The sequence below is a fragment of the Pedobacter sp. Leaf216 genome (assembly GCF_001421515.1).
In the GTDB taxonomy this organism is placed as follows: Bacteria; Bacteroidota; Bacteroidia; order Sphingobacteriales; family Sphingobacteriaceae; genus Pedobacter.
This window is the reverse complement of record NZ_LMKM01000002.1, coordinates 57701-84118: the sequence shown is the minus strand read 5'-3', so window position 1 is coordinate 84118 and position 26418 is coordinate 57701. Positions and strand designations below refer to the sequence as shown.

21 protein-coding genes are annotated in these 26418 nt (G+C 37.8%); 13 read left to right on the top strand and 8 right to left on the bottom strand.

Going from position 1 to position 26418, the window contains the following annotated elements; genetic code table 11:
- Positions 1-41 precede the first annotated feature (41 nt).
- Positions 42-1364, top strand: coding sequence for an OmpA family protein (locus ASE74_RS01465; protein ID WP_055903225.1), 1323 nt, complete (start codon positions 42-44; stop codon positions 1362-1364).
- Positions 1365-1567: 203 nt separating this feature from the next.
- Here the strand turns inward: ASE74_RS01465 and ASE74_RS01460 are convergent, their stop codons facing one another.
- Entirely contained in the window at positions 1568-2530 is a 963-nt protein-coding gene (locus tag ASE74_RS01460) for a hypothetical protein (RefSeq protein WP_055903223.1), read from the bottom strand.
- Positions 2531-2654: 124 nt separating this feature from the next.
- Between ASE74_RS01460 and ASE74_RS01455 the strand changes: the two genes are divergently transcribed.
- From ASE74_RS01455 to ASE74_RS01425, 7 genes are all read left to right on the top strand, one after another.
- The gene (locus ASE74_RS01455) at positions 2655-3089 is read left to right on the top strand and encodes a MarR family winged helix-turn-helix transcriptional regulator (RefSeq protein ID WP_055903221.1); all 435 of its coding nucleotides are present in this window, start codon (positions 2655-2657) and stop codon (positions 3087-3089) included.
- Positions 3090-3166: 77 nt separating this feature from the next.
- The gene (locus ASE74_RS01450) at positions 3167-5572 is read left to right on the top strand and encodes a 3-hydroxyacyl-CoA dehydrogenase/enoyl-CoA hydratase family protein (protein WP_055903219.1); all 2406 of its coding nucleotides are present in this window, start codon (positions 3167-3169) and stop codon (positions 5570-5572) included.
- A gap of 70 nt (positions 5573-5642) precedes the next feature.
- On the top strand, positions 5643-6017 hold the full coding sequence (locus ASE74_RS01445) for a four helix bundle protein (protein ID WP_055903217.1): 375 nt from the start codon (positions 5643-5645) through the stop codon (positions 6015-6017).
- A 138-nt stretch (positions 6018-6155) separates the two neighbouring features.
- Complete coding sequence (locus tag ASE74_RS01440; RefSeq protein ID WP_055903215.1) at positions 6156-7331, top strand: acetyl-CoA C-acyltransferase; 1176 nt, start codon at positions 6156-6158, stop codon at positions 7329-7331.
- A gap of 199 nt (positions 7332-7530) precedes the next feature.
- On the top strand, positions 7531-9324 hold the full coding sequence (locus ASE74_RS01435) for an acyl-CoA dehydrogenase family protein (protein WP_055903213.1): 1794 nt from the start codon (positions 7531-7533) through the stop codon (positions 9322-9324).
- A gap of 488 nt (positions 9325-9812) precedes the next feature.
- Entirely contained in the window at positions 9813-10259 is a 447-nt protein-coding gene (locus ASE74_RS01430; RefSeq protein ID WP_055903211.1) for an FKBP-type peptidyl-prolyl cis-trans isomerase, read from the top strand.
- A gap of 163 nt (positions 10260-10422) precedes the next feature.
- Positions 10423-11331 carry an FKBP-type peptidyl-prolyl cis-trans isomerase gene (locus tag ASE74_RS01425; protein ID WP_055903210.1) on the top strand — a complete coding sequence of 303 codons (909 nt, stop codon included), beginning with the start codon at positions 10423-10425 and terminating at the stop codon, positions 11329-11331.
- Here ASE74_RS01425 and ASE74_RS01420 read toward each other — a convergent pair.
- Both ASE74_RS01420 and ASE74_RS01415 read right to left on the bottom strand, forming a co-directional pair.
- Positions 11321-12622: a deoxyribodipyrimidine photo-lyase gene (locus ASE74_RS01420; protein ID WP_055903208.1), complete on the bottom strand. Its 1302-nt coding sequence runs from the start codon at positions 12620-12622 to the stop codon at positions 11321-11323. The two genes, ASE74_RS01425 and ASE74_RS01420, sit on opposite strands and share 11 nt — an antisense overlap.
- A 61-nt stretch (positions 12623-12683) precedes the next feature.
- Entirely contained in the window at positions 12684-13589 is a 906-nt protein-coding gene (locus ASE74_RS01415) for a TIGR01777 family oxidoreductase (RefSeq protein WP_235525982.1), read from the bottom strand.
- Positions 13590-13756: 167 nt separating this feature from the next.
- On the opposite strand from ASE74_RS01415, the gene ASE74_RS01410 reads away from it, so the two are divergent.
- The 3 genes from ASE74_RS01410 (at position 13757) to odhB (ending at position 19345) form a co-directional block, all read left to right on the top strand.
- A complete protein-coding gene (locus ASE74_RS01410) occupies positions 13757-15031 on the top strand; it encodes a DASH family cryptochrome (protein WP_055903206.1) in 1275 nt (424 codons plus the stop codon).
- Positions 15032-15242: 211 nt separating this feature from the next.
- A complete protein-coding gene (locus tag ASE74_RS01405) occupies positions 15243-18038 on the top strand; it encodes a 2-oxoglutarate dehydrogenase E1 component (protein ID WP_055903203.1) in 2796 nt (931 codons plus the stop codon).
- 77 nt (positions 18039-18115) lie between these two features.
- Entirely contained in the window at positions 18116-19345 is a 1230-nt protein-coding gene (odhB, locus tag ASE74_RS01400) for a 2-oxoglutarate dehydrogenase complex dihydrolipoyllysine-residue succinyltransferase (protein WP_055903201.1), read from the top strand.
- Between the two features lie 208 nt (positions 19346-19553).
- Here odhB and ASE74_RS01395 read toward each other — a convergent pair whose 3' ends face one another.
- From ASE74_RS01395 to ileS, 5 genes are all read right to left on the bottom strand, one after another.
- Positions 19554-20234: a DUF1080 domain-containing protein gene (locus ASE74_RS01395; RefSeq protein WP_055903200.1), complete on the bottom strand. Its 681-nt coding sequence runs from the start codon at positions 20232-20234 to the stop codon at positions 19554-19556.
- A 207-nt stretch (positions 20235-20441) separates the two neighbouring features.
- The gene (locus ASE74_RS01390) at positions 20442-20960 is read right to left on the bottom strand and encodes a DUF4269 domain-containing protein (protein ID WP_055903198.1); all 519 of its coding nucleotides are present in this window, start codon (positions 20958-20960) and stop codon (positions 20442-20444) included.
- A 285-nt stretch (positions 20961-21245) separates the two neighbouring features.
- The gene (locus ASE74_RS01385) at positions 21246-21848 is read right to left on the bottom strand and encodes a lipoprotein signal peptidase (protein WP_055903197.1); all 603 of its coding nucleotides are present in this window, start codon (positions 21846-21848) and stop codon (positions 21246-21248) included.
- On the bottom strand, positions 21848-22231 hold the full coding sequence (locus tag ASE74_RS01380) for a TraR/DksA C4-type zinc finger protein (protein ID WP_025144123.1): 384 nt from the start codon (positions 22229-22231) through the stop codon (positions 21848-21850). The genes ASE74_RS01385 and ASE74_RS01380 overlap by 1 nt, the downstream gene beginning before the upstream one ends.
- Positions 22232-22261: 30 nt before the next feature.
- Complete coding sequence (gene ileS, locus ASE74_RS01375; RefSeq protein ID WP_055903194.1) at positions 22262-25663, bottom strand: isoleucine--tRNA ligase; 3402 nt, start codon at positions 25661-25663, stop codon at positions 22262-22264.
- Between the two features lie 82 nt (positions 25664-25745).
- Here ileS and ASE74_RS24625 point away from each other — a divergent pair, with 82 nt between their 5' ends.
- Complete coding sequence (locus tag ASE74_RS24625) at positions 25746-25934, top strand: hypothetical protein (protein ID WP_157255311.1); 189 nt, start codon at positions 25746-25748, stop codon at positions 25932-25934.
- Complete coding sequence (locus ASE74_RS01370) at positions 25931-26203, top strand: hypothetical protein (protein ID WP_082458603.1); 273 nt, start codon at positions 25931-25933, stop codon at positions 26201-26203. Before ASE74_RS24625 ends, ASE74_RS01370 begins: the two co-directional genes overlap by 4 nt.
- Positions 26204-26418: the final 215 nt, after the last annotated feature.

The following is a 26418-nucleotide window of genomic DNA, read 5'->3' as shown; positions in this document are numbered from 1 at the left end:
AAAGGATGGGCAACGCTTATTCAACGTTATAATAGAAAAATATGAAATTACAACTATTCAAAACGCTACCAGTTGCACTCGCTGGTTTATTAATCGGATCGGTTGCTTCAGCTCAGGAGAGCCCTGCAACTTCAACAGCAACGTTCAGAACATGGTCGATTGGTGTTAATGCAGGAGTTTTAACTCCACTTTCTCCGCTAGGAGGTAAAAATGATTTTAGTAACAACAAATCGAGCTTAGGTTACGGCCTTTACATTAAAAAACAATTTACACCTTACTTCTCACTACGTTTAGATGGAGTACGTGGAAAATTAAAAGGTGATAATACCGAACCTTATGAAAGTGGATTGGTTAACAATTCACCTGTAAAGGCTTTCGATACAGAATTATCGTATTCAGGAAGTTTAAATGCAGTAGTAAACATGTTCAATATCGATATGTTTAAAAAAGAGAACGCTTTACAGTTATATGCTTCTGCAGGTGCTGGTATTGCTGCTTACAAACCAACAATTACAACTGCCGCCGGAACTTCGGAGTTTGGTGGTGGTGATAACATCCACGAATTAATTATTCCGGTAGGTTTAGGTGCTAAATTTAAAATTTCAGACGCTGTTAATTTTGATTTAGGTTGGACAATCAACTTCCTTGATGGTGATAACTTAGATGGTTATTACAAAAACGGAAGTGATAAATACAACTATGCATATGCAGGTTTAGAATTTGCTTTGGGTAGCGGAAAACAATTGGCTTTCCACAATCCGGTTGCTTTAACTTATGATGAAGCTTTAAAAGCAAAACAAACTGCAGATGGTTTAAAATCTGATTTAGATGCTCAAAAAGCTGAAAATGCAAAATTACGTTCAGAAATGAATGATATCCTGAAAGATACTGATGGTGATGGTGTTGCAGATAAATTAGATAAATGTCCTGATACTCCTGCAGGTACTGTAGTAGACGGTTCTGGTTGTCCATTAAAAACTCCAGAAAAAGTTGTTGAAAAAGTAATCGTAACAGAAGAAGATCGTAAAGTAGTTAGGGAAGCGATTAAAAACTTAGAATTCGATTTAGGTAAAGCAACAATCCGTTCTAAATCTTATGCTTCTTTAAATAGAGTTGCTGCATTATTGGTTCAGAAAAACTTCAGCTTAAAATTAGCTGGTCATACTGATAATACAGGTTCTAAAGAATTAAACTTGCGTTTATCGAAAGATAGAGCAGAATCTGTAAAAGCTTATTTAGTTTCTCAAGGTGCAAATGCATCACGTATTGAGGCTACAGGTTACGGAATGGGTCAGCCAATTGCTACCAATAAAACAGCAGCTGGTCGTCAACAAAACCGTCGTGTAGAGTTTACACTTTACTAGTCTGTTTTTTAATAACACAATAAAAAGTCCCGATGCAAATCGGGACTTTTTTTGTTTAAAAGGTTTTAAGCAACATGGTCGTCATTGCTGGCGGGCTTTTTAGCTGAAGCAACCTTACTATTATAGTTAAAGCGATCGTTTTAAGATGGCTTATTGTTCCTCTTCAGTAATGGCAACTATTCTATTAAATGCTCACCAATTTTTTATTTAAGCGAAACAATAACTTTTTTAATCTCGCTCAAATCATTCATTTCAAAATTCAGCGATTGCGGATAAAATCGCTGATAAATAATTTTATCATCCTTACTATCGTAAATACTAATTATTTTATCGTTGGATCGTTGTGTATAAACCAGGTATTTAACACTATTTTCTTTGTTCAGAATTAAGCTATCAAGCACTTTATACGATACAAATTTAAGCTTGTAGTTGTAAGGCTCTGCAATGGTGCCTGATGGAGGCAAAAGCGTTAATCTCGACGAAAATACCTGCTTAATGTATTCAGGTACATAAAGTGTTTCTTTTGCCAGCGCAGGTAAGCGTACCTTATTGTAAAATTGGTAATCAATGCTGCTGTTTTCGTTGGCCAGCAATCCATCGTTAATCTGCTTTAAATATCCGGTTAAAAAGCCCGGCGACCAGTTTAAAAAGCTTGATTTATTATATAGGTTAGATAAAAGATTGCTTTTTATACTTCTTTTTGAGCCAAATTGCTGGTCTTGCGTTTCAATCAGCAAATTCGTATTCTGATCCGCAAAAAGCGTAACCGTAGCAAGGATGCTTTCTTCTTTAATTTTAGGTTTTTTAGATGGCGTGATTAATTTTAATGCATAAACTACATTTACCTTGGTTGTAGTATCCAGCTTCTCATTGTAACCGTCAAAGTAGAAAAATGAATAATTAGCAAGCGTATCATAGCGGGCAAGCTCTTCAGGTTTGATGATTTTATAAGGGGTAATTGTCCAGTTTTTTTTAATCGCCTGATCAAATTTCTCCAATTCGGCATAATCGGTATACTGAAGCGTAAATAAGGTAGTTGTTTTTTTAAATGTCTCTAATTTCTGGCTGTTTAAAAGTGCGCCTCCAAAATACGATACCTGGCTGTGGCAAACCGTGGTCCATAAAATAAAGATACTTAGGCAGGTTATTAATCTAACTTTTAGCATAGTAAAACGTTTTCAATTGTGCACGTCTATTATAGAAAAATTTTAACAATTATTTTAAATTTTCTACTTGCATTAACAAAATACATTCGTTAGCTTTGTTATGCAAGCATAATAAATTAGCAAAATGAAACAACAACAAACCATAGATTACCACGTTAAGTTTGCCTGGCAAAATATGTTTAATAAGTACAACCAAATGGCTTCCAGTTTTGGCATTACGCAGGCTATTGGTTACATGCTTATTAATATAGATGATGCTGAAGGAACAGCAGTTTCAAATTTAGCGGGCTTGCTTGGGGTAAAGGCTACCAGCCTATCGCGGATGTTGAATAACATGGAAGAAGCTAATCTTATTTATCGCGAAACTTCTGCCGGAGATAAACGCTCGGTGAAGGTTTTTCTTACAGATTTCGGTAAGGAGAAAAAGCAATTGGCCAAAGGTGTAGTTCGGAAATTTAATGAATATCTGGATGAGCATTTCTCTAAAAAAGAGAAAGAAACCTTTATAAATCTATTGATAAAACTAAATGATATCACAGTAGCCTATACTGTTGATTAACAAATATAATAATCAAACCTGTTTGATAGGTTATTACATAAAAATAGTTCTGTCAAACTACTGAAAAGCAAATAATAATGAAACGAAGCATTAATAAAGTTGCCGTTTTAGGTTCGGGTATTATGGGTTCGCGTATTGCATGCCACTTCGCCAATATTGGGGTTGAGGTTTTGCTGTTGGATATTGCCCCAAAAGATTTGAGCCCCGAAGAGCAGGCAAAAGGATTAACACTGGATAACCCAGCGGTAAAAAACCGGATTGTAAACACAGCATTGCAAACAGCTGTAAAAACAAACCCTTCGCCGGTTTATAGCAAAAAAGCATTAAATAAAATCAAAACAGGAAATTTTGATGATGATATGTCTAAAATTTCCGGTTACGATTGGGTAATAGAAGTGGTGGTTGAAAATCTGGATATCAAGAAAAAAGTTTTCGAACAGGTAGAGCAATTCCGCAAACCAGGTACATTAATTACTTCGAATACTTCAGGTATTCCAATCCACTTAATGGCTGAAGGAAGAAGCGATGATTTTAAATCACATTTCTGTGGAACCCATTTTTTTAATCCGCCCCGCTATTTAAAATTACTGGAGGTTATTCCAACACCACATACACAGCCAGAAATTGTTGATTTCCTGATGCAATATGGTGATAAGTTTTTAGGTAAAACAACTGTTTTATGTAAAGATACACCAGCGTTTATTGCCAACCGTGTAGGCGTTTATTCAATTATGGCACTTTTGCATTTGGTTGATAAACTTGATTTAACGGTAGAAGAAGTAGATAAGTTTACTGGCCCGGCCTTAGGCAGACCGAAGTCGGCTACTTTCCGTACTTCAGATGTGGTTGGTTTGGATACCATGATTAAAGTGGCCAAAGGTCTTTATGATAATTGCCCGGATGATAAAGCACACGATTTGTTTAAACTTCCTGCTTATGTGCAGAAAATGGAAGAAAATAAATGGCTGGGCGATAAAACCAAACAGGGTTTTTATAAAAAGACTAAAACTGCTGATGGTAAAACCGAAATCCTTGCATTGGATTTAAAAACTTTAGAATACAAACCTCAGCAAAAGGTAAAATCGGCCACGTTAGAAATGACCAAGCCGGTTGAAAACCTTCGCGAACGCATGAAAACTTTTGCCAAAGGGAAAGATAAAGCGGGCGAATTGTTCCGTCATTCTTCTTTTGGTTTATTTGAATATGTTTCAGATCGAATTCCAGAAATTTCAGACGAGTTATACCGCATTGATGATGCCATGCGTGCAGGTTTTGGCTGGGAGCTTGGTCCTTTCGAACTGTGGGATGCCGTAGGTTTAAAAGAAGCCATCGAAGGAATGGAGCAATATGGCAATAAAGCCGCGGCCTGGGTGCACGAAATGCTCGATGCCGGAAATACTTCATTTTATAAAGTAGAAAACGGCGTTAAAAAATATTATGATATTCCTTCCAAAAGTTATAAAGCTTTACCAGGAACCGACGAATTTATCATTTTAGATAACCTCCGCGAAAATAAAACCCTTTGGAAAAACTCAGGTGTTTCGATTATCGATTTGGGCGATGGCATTCTGAATGTAGAATTCCACACCAAAATGAATACCATTGGCGGTGATGTAATTTCAGGTATCAACAAAGCAATTGATATGGCCGAAAAAGATTACCGCGGTTTGGTAATCGGTAATGATGGAGCAAATTTCTCTGCCGGTGCAAACGTAGGGATGATTTTTATGATGGCCGTAGAGCAGGAGTGGGATGAATTGAATATGGCAATCCGTATGTTTCAGAATACTTCCATGCGCATCCGTTATTCCTCTATTCCGGTTGTAGTAGCACCACATAATTTAACTTTAGGGGGTGGTTGCGAGTTTAGCTTACATGCCGATCATGTTCAGCTTTCTGCCGAAACTTATATGGGTTTGGTTGAATTTGGTGTGGGCGTTATACCTGGTGGTGGCGGTACCAAAGAGTTTGCGCTACGTGCCTCTGATGAATATAAGGATGATCAGATTGTGCAAAATGCCCTGAAAGATCGTTTCCTTACGATAGGGATGGCTAAAGTTTCTACATCAGGTTATGAAGCCTACGAACTGGGTTACCTTCAGAAAGATAAATTCTCAATTTCAATGAACCGTAACCGTTTATTGGCTGATGCAAAGGCAAAAGCAATAGAGCTGGCTGATGCAGGATATACTAAACCCGTTCAGCGTAACGATATTAAAGTTTTGGGTAAGCAGGGCTTAGGAATTGTATATGCAGGAGCAAATAGTATGTATGCAGGGCATTTTATCTCTGAGCACGATAAAAAAATTTCCGAAAAATTGGGTTATGTAATGTGTGGTGGCGATTTATCATCTCCAACAGAAGTAACCGAACAATATTTATTGGATCTCGAAAGAGAAGCATTTTTATCACTCGCAGGAGAGCGCAAATCGTTAGAGCGGATTCAGAGCATCATTACAAAAGGGAAACCTTTGAGGAATTAGATGTGAGATAGGAGATATTAGATTTGAGACAGGCCGCTTCGGTTATAGCATAAGCTTTAAAATAAAAGAAATGAATAATTTAAAAGAGTTAAAAATTTGGAATAAGGCTATCGATTTAGCTGTTGATGTTTACAAGGCAACATCAACATTTCCAACTGATGAACGCTTTGGTTTGATTAGTCAGTCAAGAAGGGCAGCAGTCTCAATTCCATCTAACATTGCCGAAGGTGCCGGGAGAAATTCAGTTAAAGAGTTTAACAACTTTTTAGGTATAGCCAACGGCTCTTCTTACGAGTTACAAACACAATTGGTGATCGCTAACAAGCTATCTATTCTCGAATCTGAGATTTTAGATCCTTTACTGTCTAAGATCGATGAATTACAAAAAATGACTTATGGTTTCCAGCAAATGCTGGAAAAGAAAATTAATATGAAAAAAATGTGAGAAACTAGATGTGAGATTGGAAACAGATTACCTTTTCACGTCTCACATCTAATGTCTCAAATCTAAAATAATAATCGATTTGAGTTATTGGTTTGAATAAGTCTCAAATCTAATATCTCAAGTCTCAAATCTTAAACAATGGAAGCATATATTATAGCCGGATATCGTACAGCAGTGGGCAAAGCGCCCCGTGGCGTATTCCGTTTTACAAGAGCTGATGATTTAGCCGCAGAAGTAATCAGGGCTTTAGTGGCATCGGTTCCGAATTTAGATAATGAACAGATTGATGATGTAATTGTAGGTAATGCTACACCAGAGGCAGAACAAGGCTTAAATATTGGCCGTATGATTTCGCTGATGGGCTTGGATACCGATAAGGTGCCTGGGGTTACTGTAAACCGTTATTGTGCATCAGGTTTAGATACCATTGCAACAGCGGTTGCCAAAATTAAAGCCGGCATGGCCGATTGTATTATTGCCGGTGGAGTAGAGGTAATGAGCGGAATGCCTTTTGGTGGATGGAAATTAGTGCCAAATGCAGAAGTTGCTAAAAATAATCCCGACTGGTATTGGGGAATGGGTTTAACGGCCGAAGCTGTGGCCAAAGAATATAATGTGAGTCGCGAAGATCAAGATGCCTTTTCATTGAAATCACACGAGAAAGCCATTCATGCCATAAAAAACGGTCATTTAAAAGATGGTATTTTACCCATTACAGTTAATGAAAATTACTTGGATGATAATCTTAAAAAGAAAACACGTTCATATGTTGTTGATACCGATGAAGGTCCGCGTACAGATACAACTTTGGACAAACTTGCCAAACTGAAACCTGTATTCGATGCAGTAGGAAGCGTTACGGCAGGTAATTCTTCGCAAACATCCGATGGTGCAGCCTTTGTATTGGTGGTTTCAGAAAAGAAAATGAAAGAGCTTAATGCCGAGCCAATTGCCAGGTTAGTGAGTTATGGCATTGCAGGCGTTCCGCCGAGGATTATGGGTATCGGACCGATTGAGGCCATTCCAAAAGCATTAAAACAAGCTGGTTTAAGAAAAGAAGATATCGATTTAATTGAATTAAATGAAGCTTTTGCGTCGCAGTCATTGGCGGTGATCAGAACATTGGATTTAAACCCTGATGTGATAAACGTAAACGGAGGCGCTATTGCATTAGGGCACCCGTTAGGTTGCACAGGAGCAAAACTTACCGTTCAGATTATGAATGAGCTAAAAAGGCAGAACAAGAAATATGGAATGGTAACCATGTGCGTAGGAACGGGGCAGGGAGCTGCGGGGATTTTTGAACTTTTATAGACAGATCGTCATAGCGAGGTACGAAGCAATCACAACCGAGTAAGCAAATGCTAAGTATGGTCTAATTGCAAAGTGGCTTAGCAGGAAAGATGCTGAAATAAATTCAGCATGACGCATCATAAAAAATAACATTACTGATTTGAGTTTGAATTTTGAGCAGGTCTCAAATCTCAAATCTCATTTCTCAAATCTCATAAAAATGGAAACAACTGAAAAAAGAACAATTAAAGGTGGCGAATTCTTAATTAAGGATACCACTTATCAGGAAGTATTTATCCCTGAAGAATTTGATGAAGAACAACAAATGATTGCACAAACCTGTCGCGATTTTTTGGAGGCAGAAGTTTACCCCAATTTAGATAAAATAGATAAACAGGAAGATCCTGAGTTAATGCCAACACTTTTAACCAAAGCTGGCGAACTGGGTATTCTTGGCGTATCGGTACCAGAGGAGTATGGAGGTTTTGGTAAAAACTTCAACACCTCTATGTTGGTGGCCGATGTTGTAGGTGCCGGCCACTCTTTTGCTGTTGCACTTTCTGCACATACCGGTATTGGTACTTTGCCGATTTTATATTATGGAAATGAAGAGCAGAAAGCCAAATATATCCCTAAGTTGGGCTCAGGAGAGTGGAAAGCTGCATATTGCTTAACTGAACCAAATTCGGGTTCGGATGCCAACTCTAGTAAAACAAAAGCAAAATTAAGCGAGGATGGTAAACATTATATCATCACCGGACAAAAAATGTGGATTACCAATGGTGGTTTTGCTGATATTTTTATCGTTTTTGCTAAAATAGATGATGACAAAAACTTAACTGCTTTTATTGTAGAAAAAGATTTTGGTGGCATCACCATGAATCCTGAAGAGCATAAAATGGGTATTAAAGGCTCATCAACCCGTCAGGTTTTCTTTAACGATTGCCCCGTACCTATTGAGAATATGTTGAGTGATAGAGAAAACGGGTTTAAAATAGCGGTAAACATTCTAAATATTGGCCGTATTAAATTATCTGCCGCGGCTATCGGTGCATCAAAAGCAACTTTAAATACAGCCATTAATTATTCCAATGAGCGGATCCAGTTTGGTCGCCCGATTTCGAAATATGGCGCCATTCGCTTTAAGATTGCAGAAATTGCAGCTAAACTATATGCTGTTGATGCTGCAAACTATCGTGCAGGACAAAATATTGATGATACTTACGACCAATTGGTTGCCGGTGGAATGGAATCTGGTAAGGCCAGGTTAAAATCAGTAGAGCAATTTGCTGTGGAATGTGCCATTTTAAAAGTTTGGGGTTCTGAAGCTTTAGATTATACTGTTGATGAAGGCGTACAGATTTACGGTGGTATGGGCTTTAGTGCCGATGCACCTATGGATAGAGCCTATCGCGATGCGCGGATCAACAGGATTTTTGAAGGAACGAATGAGATCAACCGGTTATTAACCGTTGATATGATGCTGAAACGTGCCATGAAGGGGGAATTGGATTTAATGACACCAGCTACCGCAGTGGCCGCCGAGCTAATGAGCATCCCCGATTTTGGTGAAGAGGATACTACCTTGTTTGCAGCAGAGAAAAAAGTATTGGCGAATTTGAAAAAAGCAACTTTAATGGTAGCCGGTGCTGCAGTACAAAAGTTGATGATGACTTTAAGCAAAGAGCAGGAAATTTTAATGAATATTGCCGATATGGCAGGTTATGTATACGTGCTTGAATCAGCCTTATTGAGAACGGAAAAGTTAGTAAGTACCCGTGGTGAGGAAGCATCAGCTGGTCAGCTGGATTTATTACGCATTTATTTAGTTGAAGCCGTAGATGGGATTGCCAAAGCAGGTAAAGAAGCACTTTGGGCTTTTGCCGAAGGCGATGAGCAACGTATGATGTTGGTGGGTTTACGCCGTTTTACTAAAGTAGAGCCGTTTAATGTTAAAGATGCCCGCCAGAGAGTTGCACAACAACTTATTGAAGCGAATAAATATATTTTTTAAGGGTAGAAGGTGTGAGGTTAAAGGTTTAGGGTTTGGGTGCATCAACTCAGGCACTAAACCTTTTTTGTTTCCCTTCCACTCGTCGTCATTTTGAGCGAAGAGCAACGTAGTCGGGAAAATCTTTTAAAGTGCTATAAAACCATTTCAAAGATTTCTCCGCTGCGGTCGAAATGACGCTAGCTAAATATAGGTTTCCCTTCCACTCGTCGTCATTTCGAGCGAAGAGCAACGTAGTCGGGAAAATCTTTTAAAGTGCTATAAAACCATTTCAAAGATTTCTCCGCTGCGGTCGAATGACGATAGCTCTATAGAGGTTTTTCTTCCACTTGTCGTCATTTCGAGCGAAGAGCAACGTAGTCGAGAAAATATTTTAAAAGTGCTATAAAACCATTTCAAAGATTTCTCCGCTGCGGTTGAATTGAGGATAGCTGTATTCAAAAAAATCATAAGTACTTAGCTATATGAGATTAAAATCTTATTTTCGCCCCATGATTAAATTTAGATTCCTTACCGTACTCTTTTTATGTGTAGTTGCAGTTTCATCTTGTAAAAAGGATGAAGATCCTGAAAAGCAAATTACTGATTTCATCAAGCAAAATAATATTAATGCCGTTAGAGATGATTCTGGCTTATATTATCAAATCATTAAGCCGGGTACTGGTTCATTCGCTTATCCAAGCAATACTAAAATCACCATTAAATATGAAGGCAGATTGTTAAACGGCAGCGTGTTTGATAATGGGGGTGGTAAAGAGCAAACTTTCAATCTTGCCGAATTAATCACCGGCTGGAGAATCGGTATTCCTAAAATCCAGAAAGGTGGAGAAATTAGATTAATCGTTCCACCAAGTTTAGGCTATGGCAGCAGCGCTACAGGTCCTATTCCGGCTAATTCAGTTCTGGATTTTACCATTCAGCTTTCGAACGCGCAATAGCCTCATTTTTAAAATGTTTATAACGTGCTTATTTGTTAAAATAGGTTAAAAATTGTAGCATCCGTATTAAAAGCTTATTTTTGCGGATGATGGTTAAGTTTAAACATATTATATTTTTGGTATGCCCAATTTAACTATAACACTTACAGACGTACAATAATAAATGAACAATTTTACTAAACTTAGCTTATTTACGCTTTTACTGGCTATCACCATTTTCAGCTCGTGTAAAAAAGAGTATGATACTGCTCAAACTATAGATGACGCGGCTATAAAAGCTTATATATCAAAAAATAATTTAACACAAATGGTGCCGGATCCTGATAGAACAGGATTTTATTATCAGGTTACAAACCCTACTGATGAAACACTATTCTTAAACAAAGATTCTGTATTGTATGATATTACAGTAAAATCAATGCAGAGTGGTTCAACTTATCTTCAGTCACCTATAAATGGAAATTTGGGTACCTATGTTGGTTATTTAAATTCCTTTTTTCAGTCATCATTGTCTACATCAATTACATACAATATTCCTGCGTTGAGAACAGCGGCTTTACATCTTAAGCCAGGTGGTACTGCTAGAATTTTGTTGCCTTCCTATTTGGCATTTGGTAGAAACGGTGCTGGTCCAATTCCTTCTAATGAAAACCTTGATTTAACGCTTAAGACTTATCCATATCGTAAACAATGGCTATTTGATGATGCAAAGATTCAAAGTTTTATAACTACTAAAGCTCTTGTTGCCACAAAGGATCCGAGTAGAATTTATTATATCGTTAATACATTAGGCACAGGGGATCCGGTAAATGGAATTGAAAGCACTGTAAACATCAAATATACTGGTCGTACCTTAGATGGAACGTCTTTTGACTCAAACGCTGATGGTTACTCATCAACTTTAACTGGATTAATTAGAGCTTGGCAAATAATGATTCCAAAATTTAGAGTTGGAACTAAATTTAGAATGTTAATTCCTTCTGATTTGGCTTATGGAACCTCTGGTAGTGGGACAATTCCTCCTAATTCTGTTTTAGATTTCGATATTGAAATAGTAGGCGTTACGAATTAGATAACGCCTCTTTAAAAACTTTTAAAACCCTTTCCCTTGCAAAAGTATGCTCAACTATTGGTTGGGCATATTTTTTTGTCCCGAATTCTGGCACCCACTTTTTAATGTATTCAAACTTAGGGTCGAATTTTTTGATCTGAAGTTCAGGATTAAAAACCCTAAAATATGGCGCAGCATCATTTCCAGAGCCTGCCGCCCACTGCCAGCCACCTACATTACTCGCCATTTCATAATCGAGCAACTTTTCGGCAAAATAGGTTTCACCCCAGCGCCAGTCAATCAACAAATGTTTACTTAAAAAACTACCAACAACCATGCGTACACGGTTATGCATCCAGCCGGTTTGGTTAAGTTGTCGCATTCCGGCATCTACAATAGGGTAACCGGTATTGCCTTCGCACCAGGCCTTAAATTCATCCTCGTTATTTCGCCATTTAATTTTATCGTATTGTTTTTTAAATGAATTAAAACCAGCGTAAGGGAAATGCCAAAGAATGGTCATATAAAATTCCCTCCAGGCGAGTTCTGAAAGCCATACGTTGGATTTTGCTTCAATTGCATCTTTTACAGCTTTTCTGATACTTAAAGTGCCGAAACGCAAATGCAAACCAATATGTGTGGTGCCATCCAGTGCCGGATAATCGCGTTCATTGGCATAATCATCAAGTTTGTTTTTATAACTTATTTTCGGGAAATCAAGCTTACTCATTTCAAATCCCATTTCTGCTAAAGTTGGGGCGGATAAATGTTTGCTTTGAAACAGATTTTTGAAGTATTTTTTAGTAGGATAGGCCTTAATATAAAAATCGTTTAGTTTGGCCTGCCATTGTTTATAAAAAGGGGTAAAAACCGTATATGGCGTTTTATCGGCTTTTAAAATTTCGTCTTTTTCAAAAATAACCTGGTCTTTGTAGGTTTTAAATGTAATTTTTTCACTGCTTAAAAACTCCGCCATGTTATCATCACGTTCGCGGGCATAAGGTTCATAATCATGGTTAGTGTATACCGCTTTAATGTTGTACGCTTTTAAAATCTCAGGCCAGATTTTTTCAGGTTCCCCATATTTCACCAATAAATCGCACCCTTGCTGCTGAAGTTCTTTCTTTAAATCGGCTATCGTTTGATAAATAAATGTTACGCGGGCATCATCTTTAGGCAGTTTATCTAATATATTCTTGTCAAAAATGAACAATGGTAAAACCGGGTATTCACTTTTAAGCGCATGATATAAGGCGGCATTATCGTCTAACCGTAAATCGCGGCGGAACCAGAAAATGGATATTGGAGTCATGGAAAGTATAGTTGTGTGTTTTTTGCTTCTTAGGCTTAATTAAACCAATTAACCCGGTAATTTATTTGTACAAATCCTTTAAAGCATCATCCAAATGTGTGAATTTAAATTTAAATCCTGCATTTAAAATTTTTTGTGCTGAGGTATTGTTGCTCATCAAAACGGCATCTACACGTTCTCCTAATAATAATTCCAAAGCTTTTTTTGGTACTTTGATCGGCCAGAAGGGGCGGTGTAATGTTTTTGCGATGGCTTTGGTTAATGTAGTATTCGTAACCGGAAAAGGCGCGCAGGCGTTATAAGCACCTTCCATTTTAAGGTTTTCTATGGCATCTACATACATTTCTACCATATCATCAATATGAATCCATGGCGTCCATTGTTTACCCGTACCTAAGGCCGATCCTGCGAAAAGTTTCACTGGTTTATCCAATTGAGGTAAAGCGCCTCCATCAGTGCTTAAAACTATCCCTGTACGGAGTTTTACAACCCTTAAACTTAATTTTTTACCTTGGTCTACAGCATTTTCCCAAAGTTTACAGCAATCTGCTAAAAAGCCATAACCCTTCGGACTTTCTTCTGTTAAAATTTCATCTCCACAATCGCCATAAAAACCAACTGCTGAAGCAGAAATGAACGATTTTATCTGATGATCGGGTTGAGCTTTTATGGTTTCGGAAAGTAATTCGGTTGATTTTACGCGGCTATCTATAATCTGCTGTTTGCGTTCATCTGTCCATTTTTTATCTGCAACAGGTTCTCCAGCCAGGTGGATAATCGCATCTACACCATTTAAACAATCCGCATCTATCGTTCCTTTATACACATCCCATACAAAACTGTTTGTATCATTACCTTTCTTGCGTGAAAGTGTGTTCACCAGATAATTTTTGCTTATTAAATGCTTTTTCAGCTCAGTACCCACTAGTCCGCTTGCACCGGTAATCAGAATTTTCTTTGCCATCATTTTTAAACAACAAAGATACGAAAGGGTTTTTTCGAAGCGATTTTTAGCGATATTAATTCCGTTCTAATGCTTTTGTTACCTGTTTGTAAAGAAATATTTAGAGGTTTGATGTAGACAAAAAATAAGATAAATTTGTATTCGCGTTCTTACACCCTTTTCGATAAAACATGTCCAAAAAAATTTTAGTCTGGTTTAGAAATGATCTTCGCTTGCATGATAACGAAATGCTGGTGGAAGCTATTGCTAAGTCTGATTCGATTTTGCCTGTTTACATTCTGGATCCCCGCTCTTTCGGCGAAACAAAATATGGTACGCTAAAAACAGGTAATATCAGAGCACAGTTTATTTTAGAAAGTGTTTTAGGTTTACGCAGTTCCTTAAAACAGATTGGTGGTAATTTGCTTATCGCGCAGGGTAATCCTGAAGATATTATTCCACAACTTGTTCAGGAATATGAAATTACCGAAGTTTACCATCACCGTGAGGTAGCAAGAGAAGAAACACACGTTTCTACCTTAGTAGAAAATGCACTTTGGAAATTACGCGTCAACCTTAAACATTTTATTGGCCATACCTTATATAATAAGGAAGATTTACCATTTCCGATTAAGGATATTCCTGATGCCTTTAACCAGTTTAAGAAAAAAATTGAGCGCGATTCGATTATTAAGCCATGTTTTGCCGCACCCGATCGGATTAATGTAGCCGAAGTGATTGATTGGGGAACACTATCCTCATTAGCAGATTTAAACCTTACACCACCACAAAAAGATCAACGGTCTGATTTTGAATTTGTAGGTGGCGAAGCTGAGGGCCTGGCCCATCTTCAAAAGGTAATTGTGGCTATGCAACAGGCAGCAACCACCAAAAACTTAATTCTAGCGTCGAAATTATCAGCCTGGTTGGCCATGGGTGGTTTATCTCCGCGGAAAGTATATTGGGAAATCAAAAAAATGGAAGGGGTGCCCAACACAAAAGCCATGTTCAATCATATTTTATTGGGCTTGCTCTGGAGGGATTATTTCCGGTTTATGTTTAAAAAATACGGCAATACCTTTTTCAGTCCTGATGGTTTTGGCAGTCAGGGTTTGATTGATATCGTGAATGAACAGGATAACTTCAATAAATGGAAAAATGCCCAAACAGGTTTTGCGGTAGTGGATGCGGTGATGACAGAGCTGAACCAAACCGGTTTTATCTCTAACATTGCCAGGCAAACGGCTGCTTTATATCTGATTAATAATTTAGAGGTAAGCTGGATTTTTGGTGCAGCTTATTTTGAAGAAAAATTGATTGATTATAATCCCGCTAGCAATTGGGGCAATTGGGCAAATGTAGCCGGAGTAGGAAACGATCAAAAATCGAAAAATGTTTTCGATCTTGATAAAAATATAAAAAATCTCGATCCAAAAGGCAATTACTCGTTAACTTGGGCATCGTAATTGTGGTATTTGAATTATAAAATGATTGAGTGTTGAATGAGTAAGATCTCAATGATTAAATTTTAACGGATTAAGCCCATTTATTATCTGTTAGGTCATGCCAATCCCTCATTCACCCATTTATAATTCTTTCATTTATTTTAATCGAGATTTTTGCCATTTATATAAGGTAAAATTCTAATTTTGTAGTGCTTATAGTAAACAGTTAATAATGGATAAATTATCTTATCTTAATGGCGCAAACGCCGAATATATAGAGTCTTTATATCAGTCGTATCAGCAAGATTCTGAATCTGTTGAGTTTGGTTGGCAGAAATTTTTTGAAGGTTTCGACTTTGGAAGAGGATCGGAAGCGCCAGCAGTAACCGCAGAAACTCCTGAACAATTTTTAAAAGAGGTTAATGTTTTAAACCTGATTGATGGCTATCGCAGCCGCGGTCACCTGTTTACGCATACCAATCCGGTGCGCGAAAGACGTAAACATTTGCCAACATTAGATCTTGCAAATTTTGGCTTATCTGATGCTGATTTAGAAACCGTTTTTAATTCTGGTGTAGAGATTGGTATCGGTGCTGCAAAGTTGAAAGATATTGTAGCCTTTTTAAAACAAACATACGCAGGTTCTATCGGAGCCGAATTTAAATTTTTACGTACACCAGAAGTGTTGAACTGGATTCAGCAAAAGATGGAAAGTGCACGTAATACCCCTAATTTCTCTATTGATGAGAAAAAACGCATTCTGCGGAAATTAAACGAGGCTGTAAGCTTTGAAAATTTCTTGGGAACAAAATTCTTAGGGCAAAAACGTTTCTCTTTAGAAGGTGCAGAAGCTTTAATTCCTGCTTTGGATTCAGTAATCGAAAAAGGTGCTGAACTGGGTATTGAAGAATTTGTAATTGGTATGGCTCACCGCGGTCGTTTAAACGTGCTGGCCAATATCATGCAAAAAACCTACAAAGATATTTTTGCCGAATTTGAAGGCAAAAGTTACAATCCTGACACCCCATTTGGTGGCGACGTAAAATACCACTTAGGTTATTCTACAGATGTGACTACGGTTTCAGGTAAAAGTGTTCACTTGAGCTTATGTCCTAATCCATCTCACTTGGAAACTGTTGATGGTGTGGTAGAAGGGATGAGCCGTTCTAAAATTGATTTTAAATATGGTGGCGATAACAGCCGTTTAGCACCAATTTTAATTCATGGAGATGCATCTGTTGCCGGACAAGGTATTGTTTATGAAGTAATTCAGATGGCTGGTCTTGAAGGTTATAAAACCGGAGGAACCATTCACCTGGTAATTAATAACCAGATTGGTTTTACCACCAACTATAAGGATGCACGTACCAGTACCTATTGTACAGATATTGCTAAAGTAACCTTATCTCCGGTTTTCCACGTTAATGGTGATGATCCTGAGGCTTTGGTTTATGCAATCAATTTAGCAATGGAATACCGTCAGAAATATAAAAACGATGTTTTTATTGATATTCTTTGTTACCGTCGTTTCGGTCATAATGAGTCTGATGAACCTAAATTTACGCAACCATTATTATACAAAACCATCGAAAAACACCCTAACCCCAGGGAAATTTATATCGATCAGTTAACAAAAGAGGGTAAGTTAGAAGCCGGTTTGGCAAAAGAAATGGAGAAAGATTTCCGTGGTATTTTGCAGGAACGTTTAAACGAAGCTAAAGAATTTGTTGCAGGCAATGCCGAAGTTAAATTTGGTGGCGCATGGGCAGATTTGCGTATGGCTACACCTAAAGATTTTGAAACTTCTCCTGTTACTGCGGTTAAAAAATCTACTTTGTTGGAAATTGGTAAACGCATTACTACGCTACCAACAAATAAAAAGTTCTTCAAAAAAATCGAAAAACTATTTGCCGAACGTAGCAAAATGGTTAACGAAACCAATATTTTCGATTGGGCAATGGGCGAGCAACTGGCTTATGGTACTTTGCTATCAGAAGGTAAACGTGTTCGTTTAAGCGGTCAGGATGTAGAAAGAGGAACGTTTTCTCACCGTCATGCAGTATTAACGCTTGAAGATAGTGAGGAAGAATATGTACCATTGGCAAACATTTCAGATCAACAGGCACCGTTTGATATTTACAATTCGCATTTATCAGAATATGGCGTTTTAGGTTTTGAATATGGTTATGCAATGGCAAATCCAAATGCTTTAACCATCTGGGAAGCTCAATTTGGTGATTTCTTTAACGGTGCTCAAATCGTTGTAGATCAGTATATTGCAAGTGCAGAAACCAAATGGCAACGCGAAAATGGCTTGGTTATGTTGTTGCCTCACGGTTACGAAGGGCAAGGACCAGAGCACTCTTCAGCGCGTATTGAGCGTTTTATGGAACTTTGTGCAGATTATAACATGCAGGTTACTAATTGTACAACTCCTGCCAATTTCTTCCACGTATTGCGCCGTCAGTTTAAACGCGATTTCCGTAAACCTTTGGTTGTATTTACACCGAAAAGTTTATTGCGCCATCCGGCCTGTGTTTCTAAATTGGAAGAATTTACAGATGGTGGTTTTAAAGAGCTAATTGATGATGTAAATGTTAAAGTTGCAGAGGTAACACGTATTGTTTTCTGTAGCGGTAAAATTTATTATGAGTTATTAGAAAAACAACAGGCTGATAAATTAAAACACGTGGCAATTGTTCGTGTAGAGCAATTATATCCAACTCCTGTTGATCAGATGGAAGCAATTCAGAAAAAATATAAAAATGCCAAAGAAGTTTACTGGGTACAAGAAGAGCCAGAAAACATGGGTGCATGGCCATATCTGTTCCGTAAGTTGTACAAAACTGCATTAAAAGGTATTGATGTAATTTCGAGAAGAGAAAGCAGTAGTACTGCAACTGGTTTTGCAAAACAACATGCCAACCAACAGGCTTACATTTTAGCTAAAGCTTTAGAAGTTTCAGTAACAGAAGATGTAAAGGATATTGCTAAAAAAGCAACAAAAAAATTAGTTCAGATCGATTAGGTGCAGTGCGCGAAGCGTTTTAAAGCATAGCGTTTGATATTGATTATTAGAAGATAGAAAAATATAACATTACAAAAATGAGTTTAGAGATAAAAGTTCCACCTGTTGGTGAATCGATCACCGAAGTTGTTTTATCAAGATGGATAAAAAACGACGGCGATGTTGTTGAAATGGATGAAGTTATTGCCGAATTAGAATCGGACAAAGCTACATTCGAATTAACTGCAGAACAAGCTGGAACTTTAAAAACCATAGCAGCCGAAGGCGATACTTTAGCCATTGGTGCAGTAGTTTGTAAAATTGAAGATGGCGGTGCAGCTGCTAGTCCAAAGGCAGAGTCCGAAAGCCCTAAGGCTGATGCACAAGCCCCGGTTGCAGTAGCTGAATCACCTAAAGCTGCCGAATCAAAAGACTCATACGCTACAGGAACTCCTTCTCCTGCTGCCGGTAAAATTCTTGCAGAAAAAGGAATTGAAGCTGGTGCTGTAAAAGGTACTGGTGTTGATGGCCGTATTACAAAAGATGATGCTGTTAAGGCGGAAGCAGGTAAAAAACCAGAAGCACCGAAACAGAGTGCCCCGATAGCTGCTGCTATACCTGCTGGTAGCCGAGGCGAGCGTCGTGAAAAAATGTCTCCACTCCGCAGAACAGTTGCAAAGCGCTTGGTTGCAGTTAAAAATGAAACCGCAATGTTGACCACTTTTAATGAGGTTAACATGAAGCCGATTATGGATTTACGCGGAAAATATAAAGACCAGTTTAAAGAAAAATTTGGTGTTGGTTTGGGTTTCATGAGCTTTTTTACTAAAGCAGTTACCGAAGCTTTAAAAGATTTCCCGGCTGTTAATGGTCGTATAGAAGGTGAAGAATTGGTTTACAATGATTTCGCTGATATTTCTATTGCCGTATCTGCTCCAAAAGGTTTAGTTGTTCCGGTTATCCGTAATGCAGAAAGCATGACTTTAGCGCAGATTGAAAAATCGGTATTGGAATTGGCTTTAAAAGCACGTGATAGCAAATTAACCATCGAAGAAATGACTGGTGGAACATTCACAATCACAAATGGTGGCGTGTTTGGTTCAATGATGTCGACACCGATTATTAATGCGCCACAATCGGCTATTTTAGGTATGCATAACATTGTTGAGCGTCCTGTTGCTGAAAAAGGTGAAGTGGTAATCCGTCCGATGATGTATGTTGCGTTATCTTATGATCACAGAATTATCGATGGACGCGAGTCAGTTGGTTTCTTGGTTCGTGTGAAACAATTATTAGAAGATCCAGCTAGATTATTATTGGGTATATAGACTAAAACATTTTTTATAAAGAAGTCAAGTTTTAATGGCCAGTGTGCTATAAAAACTTGACTTCTTTTTTTTGCCCGAAAATGAAATTAACACCTTGATTTCGTCACCCTGAATTTATTTCAGGGTCTATTAAGCAGGAAAGGTGCTAAACAAGTTCAGCATAACGGTCGTGTTAGGCAAAGAGGCTAAAAATTTAATAGAAGTCAGATTATTTAGACAGCGCCTTAATCGGTTTTAAATCCAGTTGTTTGAATTCTACTTCACTGCCTTCTGCCTGCAATGCAATTTGGCCGCTACTTACCGTGCACTTTGTGCCATAATTTACCAATGCATCATTAACCCAAACTTTAACTTCATCATTTAAGCATTGAATAATCATGGTATTCCATTCACCAAGTGGTTTTTCACTGCCATCGGTCAAGTTTTTAATACGGCGAAGCTTATCACCATTTACACCCCAGTTTTCTTTGGGGCCTCGCCTTGCAACCATATCAGGTACAGTAATATCTTCTTCAATGCACCAGAAATCACCCGCATCTTTATGTTGCATCTGTACTTCAAGCGATTTAGGAAACATACCATATAAAGCTCTGGGTGTTGATGCATGTACTAAAACGCCGCAATTGCCTGGTTTGCCAGCGAAGCGGTATTGCACGGTTAACTGATAATTTTTGTAAATTTTATTTGTTATTAAATGCCCGCCGGGAGTACCTAAACTTACCAGCATTCCGTTACGTACTATGAATGGATTAATGGTATCAGGCTTTTTGTCCATCGCTGGAACATCAACATGCCAACCATCCAGATTTTTACCGTTAAAAAGGCTTTTTTGTGCAAAGGTTGAACTGCTGATTATAACGAGCAGTAATAGGGCATGGTAGAATTTCATACTATTTGGTTTTTGTATTCCAAATATAATATTTTAAATAAGATATGATGAAATTCGAATCCCAGATGAGAATTGGCTATTTCAATAATCGGTCGTCATGCTCGCGCAGGTGGGAATTTTAACCTCCATGATCTACCAAGACATTCCGATTCCCAATCAGGTTGTGAATGACGGTATCTCGCTGGCTGATCTGGCATTAGCGAGCCGCTAGAATAGTAATTTCAACAATTCTTGGTATGGATCTCCCTCAAGGCCTAATAGCTTGGCAAATGCAGGTTCCGTTTTATAACCTTTTTGTTTTAAAGTGATAATTTCTTGCCTAAATGCTTCTCCCTTTTCTAAAAGTAATTTATGTTCGACTAGCATGTGGAGGTAGGCATTTTGTTGTGTTGTGGGTTTGTTCTGCCCGAATATTTCTATTTCAAAGTTATCGACTATGAAATTTGCTTTAATGGCATCAAACTTTAGGCTTTCAGAGATGGTAAAGCCTTTTTCAGTTCCAAACAGCGCCTTTAGTTCGGCATTAAATTCAGCTTTATCAGAAACTTCACAAATAACATCCAGATCACTGTTTTCGATATCAATATTAATTGGGATGGTACCTACCAGGATTGGATGATAGGCATAAAGTTTAGCTAAAATTTTATTGTCGGTTAATATCCTGAAAGCTTGCTTTTGCCTTTCATTACCATGTTTTAGATAAGATATTTCGATGAAATTGATCATTTATTGAAATATTCAAGTTATTAAAAATCTTTTTTTTGTTGGTCGGTGTGACACCAACCAAATTATCATTGCGAGAAGGAAAGACGAAGCAATCTTTCATGCTTTCGGATTTTACTATAGAAATTGCTTCGTCGGCTGAAAAAGCCTCCTAGCAATCACGAATTCATTAAATAAATAAAAGCCCATCTCAGTTAAGAAATGGGCTTTTGTTTTCGTCCCCCTGGGATTTATTTCAGGGTCTTGCTAATATAAATGCTGAAACAAGCTAGGCAAAATGATCCGCTTTTAATCTTCAACAATTTCACTGTTGATGCTTACTTCATCTTTTACATCTTCTTTAAAGTAATTTTTCTGAAAGATCAGGATCAATATCACTCCAACTGAAATGGCTGCATCTGCGAGGTTAAAAACAGGTCTGAAGAAAACAAATTCTTCTCCTCCCCAAATTGGTAACCAGGTAGGGAAGTGGCCTTCTGCAATCGGGAAGTAGAACATATCTACCACACGACCATGAAACCAGCTTTCGTAGCCATAAATCTTTCCGTAAAATACAGAATCAATGATGTTTCCCAATGCGCCAGAAAAAATTAGAGCAACGTTCAAAATCAATCCCCGGTGGTATTTATGCTTAATTAAATAATGTAAGCCATAACCAATTCCTGCAACTGCTGCAATGCGGAAAAGTGATAAAGCCAACTTGCCAAACTCACCGCCAAATTCCATCCCAAAGGCCATTCCGTTATTTTCGGTAAAATGGATAATAAACCATTTTCCAATAATATGGAATTCCTGGCCAAGGTACATATGTGTTTTAACCCAGGTTTTAACCAGCTGATCGGCCAGTAAAACCAAAAAGATTATAATTAAAGGTTTTGTATAGCCTTTCATTAACTCTGTTTTAATTTAGCTTCCATGCTTAAAGTGGCATGAGGAACAGCACGTAAACGTTCTTTCTGGATTAATTTACCGGTTTCGCGGCAAATGCCATAAGTTTTATTCTCGATACGTACCAAAGCGTTTTCAAGGTTATCGATAAATTTTTTCTGACGGGCAGCCAATTGATTGATCTGCTCTTTTTCCATTGTTGCAGAACCATCTTCGAGTGTTTTGTAAGCACCAGAAGTATCTTCTGTTCCGTTTGCATTTGGGTTACTTAAAGAAGTAGTTAAAGAGTTAAGTTCCTCTTTAGCCATACGTAATTTATCTTGAATTAATTCTTTAAATTCCTGAAGTTCACTGTCTGAGTAGCGTGTTTTGTTGCTGTTTTCCATGTTCTTGTTCTAATTTTCTAATATATGGATTTATATTTTAGTTACTGAAATGCTTAACTCAACATCGTCGATAACAATTTTGTTTGCATTATTTACAGTATCTGTTAATTCAAATTCATCGGCTAATATTTCTGCGCAAATGTAATCCTTGTTTTTGGCAACTGCATTGGTTACCAAGTTATCATTTTGTAACGAAACTTTAATCCTATCCGTCACTTCGAAGTTTAAATCTTTCCGTAAATTCTGGATTCTGTTTACCAGCTCACGCGAAATACCTTCCTGTTTTAATTCTTCTGTGATGGTAACATCCAAAGCAACGGTTAGGCTACCCAGATTGGTTACTTGCCATCCTGGGATATCTTCGGCAAAAACTTCTACATCATCATTTATATTGATGGTAAAATCTTCTCCATTACTTCCAACAACGATGATAAAACCATCAGTTTCTAAACGCTGGATGTCATCCTGATTTGAATTTTCTAAAGCCTGTTTAACCAGGCTCATATCTCTTCCTACTTTTTTACCCAATGATTTAAAGTTCGGTTTCAGCTTTTTCTTAACGATACCATGTGTATCGGTAATGAATTCGATATGTTTTACATTCGTTTCAGAAAGAATATAATCTGCAACCTTTGAGATTTTTTGCTCAAAATCTCCACTTAATGAGGGTATTAGGATTTTCTCTAATGGCTGACGAACATTGATGCTGGATTTTTTTCGCAATGATAAAACCATTGATGAAATATCCTGGGCATAAACCATACGTTCGTTCAAATCCGTATCGATCAAACTTTGATCAGCCTCTTGCCATAAAGTCAAGTGAACAGATTGAGCTGCATAAGCATCAGTAATCGTTAAGTTTCTGTATAACCAATCGGCAAAGAAAGGTGCAACAGGGCTCATCAACTGTGCCAGGGTTTCTAAACAGGTATATAATGTTTCGTAAGCTGCACGTTTATCATCGGTCATTTCGCCTTTCCAAAAACGGCGACGGCTTAACCTGATGTACCAGTTACTTAAATGTTCATCTACGAAGGCTTGGATGGCGCGGGTAGCTTTTGTTGGCTCATATGCATTGTAACTCTCATCAACTTCGTTAATTAAGGTTTGCAATAACGATAAAATCCAACGGTCTAATTCCGTTCTGTCTTCAACTTTGCTTAAGTTGTTTTTATCGATTTCAAATTTATCGATATTGGCATACAACGCAAAGAAAGCATAGGTGTTGTATAGTGTTCCGAAGAATTTACGGCGAACTTCAGCAATTCCGTCAATGTCAAATTTCAGGTTATCCCAAGGGTTTGCATTTGAAATCATGTACCAACGTGTAGCATCAGCACCATACTCGTTTATGGTTTGGAATGGATCAGCTGCATTGCCTAAACGTTTAGACATTTTTTGTCCGTTTTTGTCTAAAACAAGTCCATTAGATACCACATTCTTGTATGCTACTTTGTCAAAAACCAAGGTAGAGATGGCATGCAGGGTATAAAACCAACCACGGGTTTGATCTACCCCTTCGGCGATAAAATCTGCAGGGAAATCTTCATTTCCATCAATGGTTTCTTTGTTTTCAAAAGGATAGTGCCATTGCGCATAAGGCATCGCACCAGAGTCGAACCAAACATCAATCAAATCACTTTCGCGGTTCATTGGTTTACCTGATGGAGATACTAAAACAATCTTATCCACTACATTTTTATGTAAGTCGATTAGGTCATAGTTTTCTTCAGACATGTTTCCGATTTCAAAACCTTTGAAAGGATTTTCTTTCTGAAAACCAGCAGCTATGGATTTTTCAATCGCATTATAAAGTTCTTCAACGGAGCCGATTAATACTTCTTCCTTTTTATCTTCAGTTCTCCAGATTGGTAAAGGAATGCCCCAGTATCTCGAACGTGATAAATTCCAGTCGTTAGCGTTTTTAAGCCAGTTCCCAAAACGACCTTCTCCTGTAGATTTTGGTTTCCAGTTAATGGTTTCATTAAGATCGAACATTCTGTCTTTAACATCTGTAACCTTAATAAACCACGAATCCAACGGATAATATAACAATGGCTCATCAGTTCTCCAGCTGTGTGGGTAACTGTGAACATATTTTTCTACTTTAAAAGCTTTGTTTTCTTCTTTTAATAAAATAGCAATTTCAACATCAACCGATTTGTCCGGGGCTTCACCGGCATTGTAATATTCGTTTTTAACATATTTACCAGCAAAAGGACCAACATGTTTAGTGAATTTACCCTGTAAATCTACCAAAGGCACAAGAACATCATTGTCATCCATTACCAGCATTGGTGGAATTTCAGGCACGGCTTCTTTGGCAACTTTCGCATCATCTGCACCAAAAGTAGGGGCGGTGTGCACAATACCAGTACCATCTTCTGTAGTTACAAAATCGCCAGAAATAACCCTAAAAGCATTTTCAGGATTGGTATAAGGTAAGGCATAAGTTAAAAGTTGTTCATATCTGATTCCAACCAACTCAGTTCCTTTACATTCAGCAAGGATCTGGTAAGGGATTTTTTTGTCGCCAGCTTTGAAATTTGTAAAATCCTCATCTTCATTGCTTTCGAAGAAAACTTTACTAAACTGTTTTCCAACCAGGCTTTTTGCTAAAATTACATTGGATGGTAAAAATGTATATTGATTAAAAGTTTTAACTAAAACATAGTCGATTTTTGGTCCAACTGTTAGAGCTGTATTTGATGGCAAAGTCCAGGGTGTGGTGGTCCAGGCCAATAAATAAATATCATCAAATCCCTGTAAAAAACCTGGTAAGGTATCGGCTAAGGCTTTAAACTGCGCAACAATAGTAGTATCTGTAACATCGCGGTAAGCACCAGGTTGATTTACCTCATGCGAACTCAACCCTGTACCCGCTTTTGGAGAATAAGGTTGGATGGTGTAACCTTTATAAATTAAGCCTTTATCGTAAATTTGTTTTAAAAGCCACCAAACCGATTCCATGTATTTCGACTTATAGGTAATGTATGGATCATCCATATCTACCCAATAACCCATTTTTTCAGTCAAATCGTTCCACACATCAGTGTAGCGCATTACTGTTTTTTTACACGCTTCGTTATAATCTTCAATAGAGATGGTTCTGCCGATATCTTCTTTGGTAATACCCAATTCTTTTTCGGTACCAAGCTCAACAGGTAGGCCATGCGTATCCCAGCCGGCTTTTCTTTTTACCTGGTATCCTTTAATTGTTTTATAGCGGCAAAAAATATCTTTAATTGCGCGAGCCATTACGTGGTGAATCCCCGGCATGCCATTGGCAGACGGTGGTCCTTCGTAAAAAGTAAACGGATTAGATTTAGGGCGTGAAGAAATGCTTTTTTCAAAGATATTTTCCTTTTTCCAAAAATCCAGTATTTCTTGTCCTATTTTGGCAAGATCCAGTTGTTTAAATTCGCTATACATCAATCAAGTACCTCAAAAAATTAAGGTTGCAAAGTTAACAGAATTGACTGAATTTTGGTAGTTTTGGTGTAAATACTTTAACGTGAAATTATTTAATATCGGGCTTACACTGATGATTGTTGCTGTAATTGTATTGCCAATTATCGTGGTAGTAAGTCCGTCTGACCGGGATTTTGTGCTATACGCTTTTTATTTCTGCGGCCTGCTCGAACTAATCGGGCTTATTTTTGTTCTAATGCATATTGTAACACTAAAAAGAAAGAACCCATGATTAAGCTGTTAAAATTGCAGAAAGCCGTTTTTGTTCTCATCGCTGGCGTACTTTCGTTTATTGCCTATAAAATTTTAGATGCCAATGAGGTTAAGGGAAGTATTTATTTCCAGATGCTTGCTGGTGTACTCATCATAATTGGTGCATTATGGCTCTTATACCCGATATTATTTGCGAAAAAAGACAATAATGGCAATGCTGAAATTATTACTGATCCAACTGTTGAAGTTCCGGTTGATGAAGAAGATCAAAAGCCGGCAACTGAATAATTTGCTTAAATCGGATTAAACCAGGGGAATCGCTGCCATCAGATTTAGGTAGCCTAGACCTATTTACGAATAATAGAAACTTATTTTCAAGTCTTTGCAAGGAAAACTTTGCTTCAAAAAGCTAAACAAAGGCTTACCCGTCGGCTAATGTTTGTTGCTAAACAAGAAGAAAACCTAATTGATGGTTTTTAATGAACGAACCATGGAAGACTTTT

Bases quoted from the DNA above. Each gene is read 5' to 3' on its own strand.
- ASE74_RS01435 (WP_055903213.1), top strand. From the start codon at position 7,531: ATGGAAACAACTGAAAAAAGAACAATTAAAGGTGGCGAATTCTTAATT.
- ASE74_RS01410 (WP_055903206.1), top strand. From the start codon at position 13,757: ATGTCCAAAAAAATTTTAGTCTGGTTTAGAAATGATCTTCGCTTGCAT.
- ASE74_RS01370 (WP_082458603.1), top strand. From the start codon at position 25,931: ATGATTAAGCTGTTAAAATTGCAGAAAGCCGTTTTTGTTCTCATCGCT.
- ASE74_RS01460 (WP_055903223.1), bottom strand. From the start codon at position 2,530: ATGCTAAAAGTTAGATTAATAACCTGCCTAAGTATCTTTATTTTATGG.
- ASE74_RS01440 (WP_055903215.1), top strand. From the start codon at position 6,156: ATGGAAGCATATATTATAGCCGGATATCGTACAGCAGTGGGCAAAGCG.
- ASE74_RS01445 (WP_055903217.1), top strand. From the start codon at position 5,643: ATGAATAATTTAAAAGAGTTAAAAATTTGGAATAAGGCTATCGATTTA.
- ASE74_RS01465 (WP_055903225.1), top strand. From the start codon at position 42: ATGAAATTACAACTATTCAAAACGCTACCAGTTGCACTCGCTGGTTTA.
- ASE74_RS01395 (WP_055903200.1), bottom strand. From the start codon at position 20,234: ATGAAATTCTACCATGCCCTATTACTGCTCGTTATAATCAGCAGTTCA.
- ASE74_RS01455 (WP_055903221.1), top strand. From the start codon at position 2,655: ATGAAACAACAACAAACCATAGATTACCACGTTAAGTTTGCCTGGCAA.
- odhB (WP_055903201.1), top strand. From the start codon at position 18,116: ATGAGTTTAGAGATAAAAGTTCCACCTGTTGGTGAATCGATCACCGAA.
- ASE74_RS01380 (WP_025144123.1), bottom strand. From the start codon at position 22,231: ATGGAAAACAGCAACAAAACACGCTACTCAGACAGTGAACTTCAGGAA.
- ASE74_RS01450 (WP_055903219.1), top strand. From the start codon at position 3,167: ATGAAACGAAGCATTAATAAAGTTGCCGTTTTAGGTTCGGGTATTATG.
- ASE74_RS01390 (WP_055903198.1), bottom strand. From the start codon at position 20,960: ATGATCAATTTCATCGAAATATCTTATCTAAAACATGGTAATGAAAGG.
- ASE74_RS01385 (WP_055903197.1), bottom strand. From the start codon at position 21,848: ATGAAAGGCTATACAAAACCTTTAATTATAATCTTTTTGGTTTTACTG.
- ASE74_RS01425 (WP_055903210.1), top strand. From the start codon at position 10,423: ATGAACAATTTTACTAAACTTAGCTTATTTACGCTTTTACTGGCTATC.
- ASE74_RS01415 (WP_235525982.1), bottom strand. From the start codon at position 13,589: ATGATGGCAAAGAAAATTCTGATTACCGGTGCAAGCGGACTAGTGGGT.
- ASE74_RS01420 (WP_055903208.1), bottom strand. From the start codon at position 12,622: ATGACTCCAATATCCATTTTCTGGTTCCGCCGCGATTTACGGTTAGAC.
- ASE74_RS01405 (WP_055903203.1), top strand. From the start codon at position 15,243: ATGGATAAATTATCTTATCTTAATGGCGCAAACGCCGAATATATAGAG.
- ASE74_RS01430 (WP_055903211.1), top strand. From the start codon at position 9,813: ATGATTAAATTTAGATTCCTTACCGTACTCTTTTTATGTGTAGTTGCA.
- ileS (WP_055903194.1), bottom strand. From the start codon at position 25,663: ATGTATAGCGAATTTAAACAACTGGATCTTGCCAAAATAGGACAAGAA.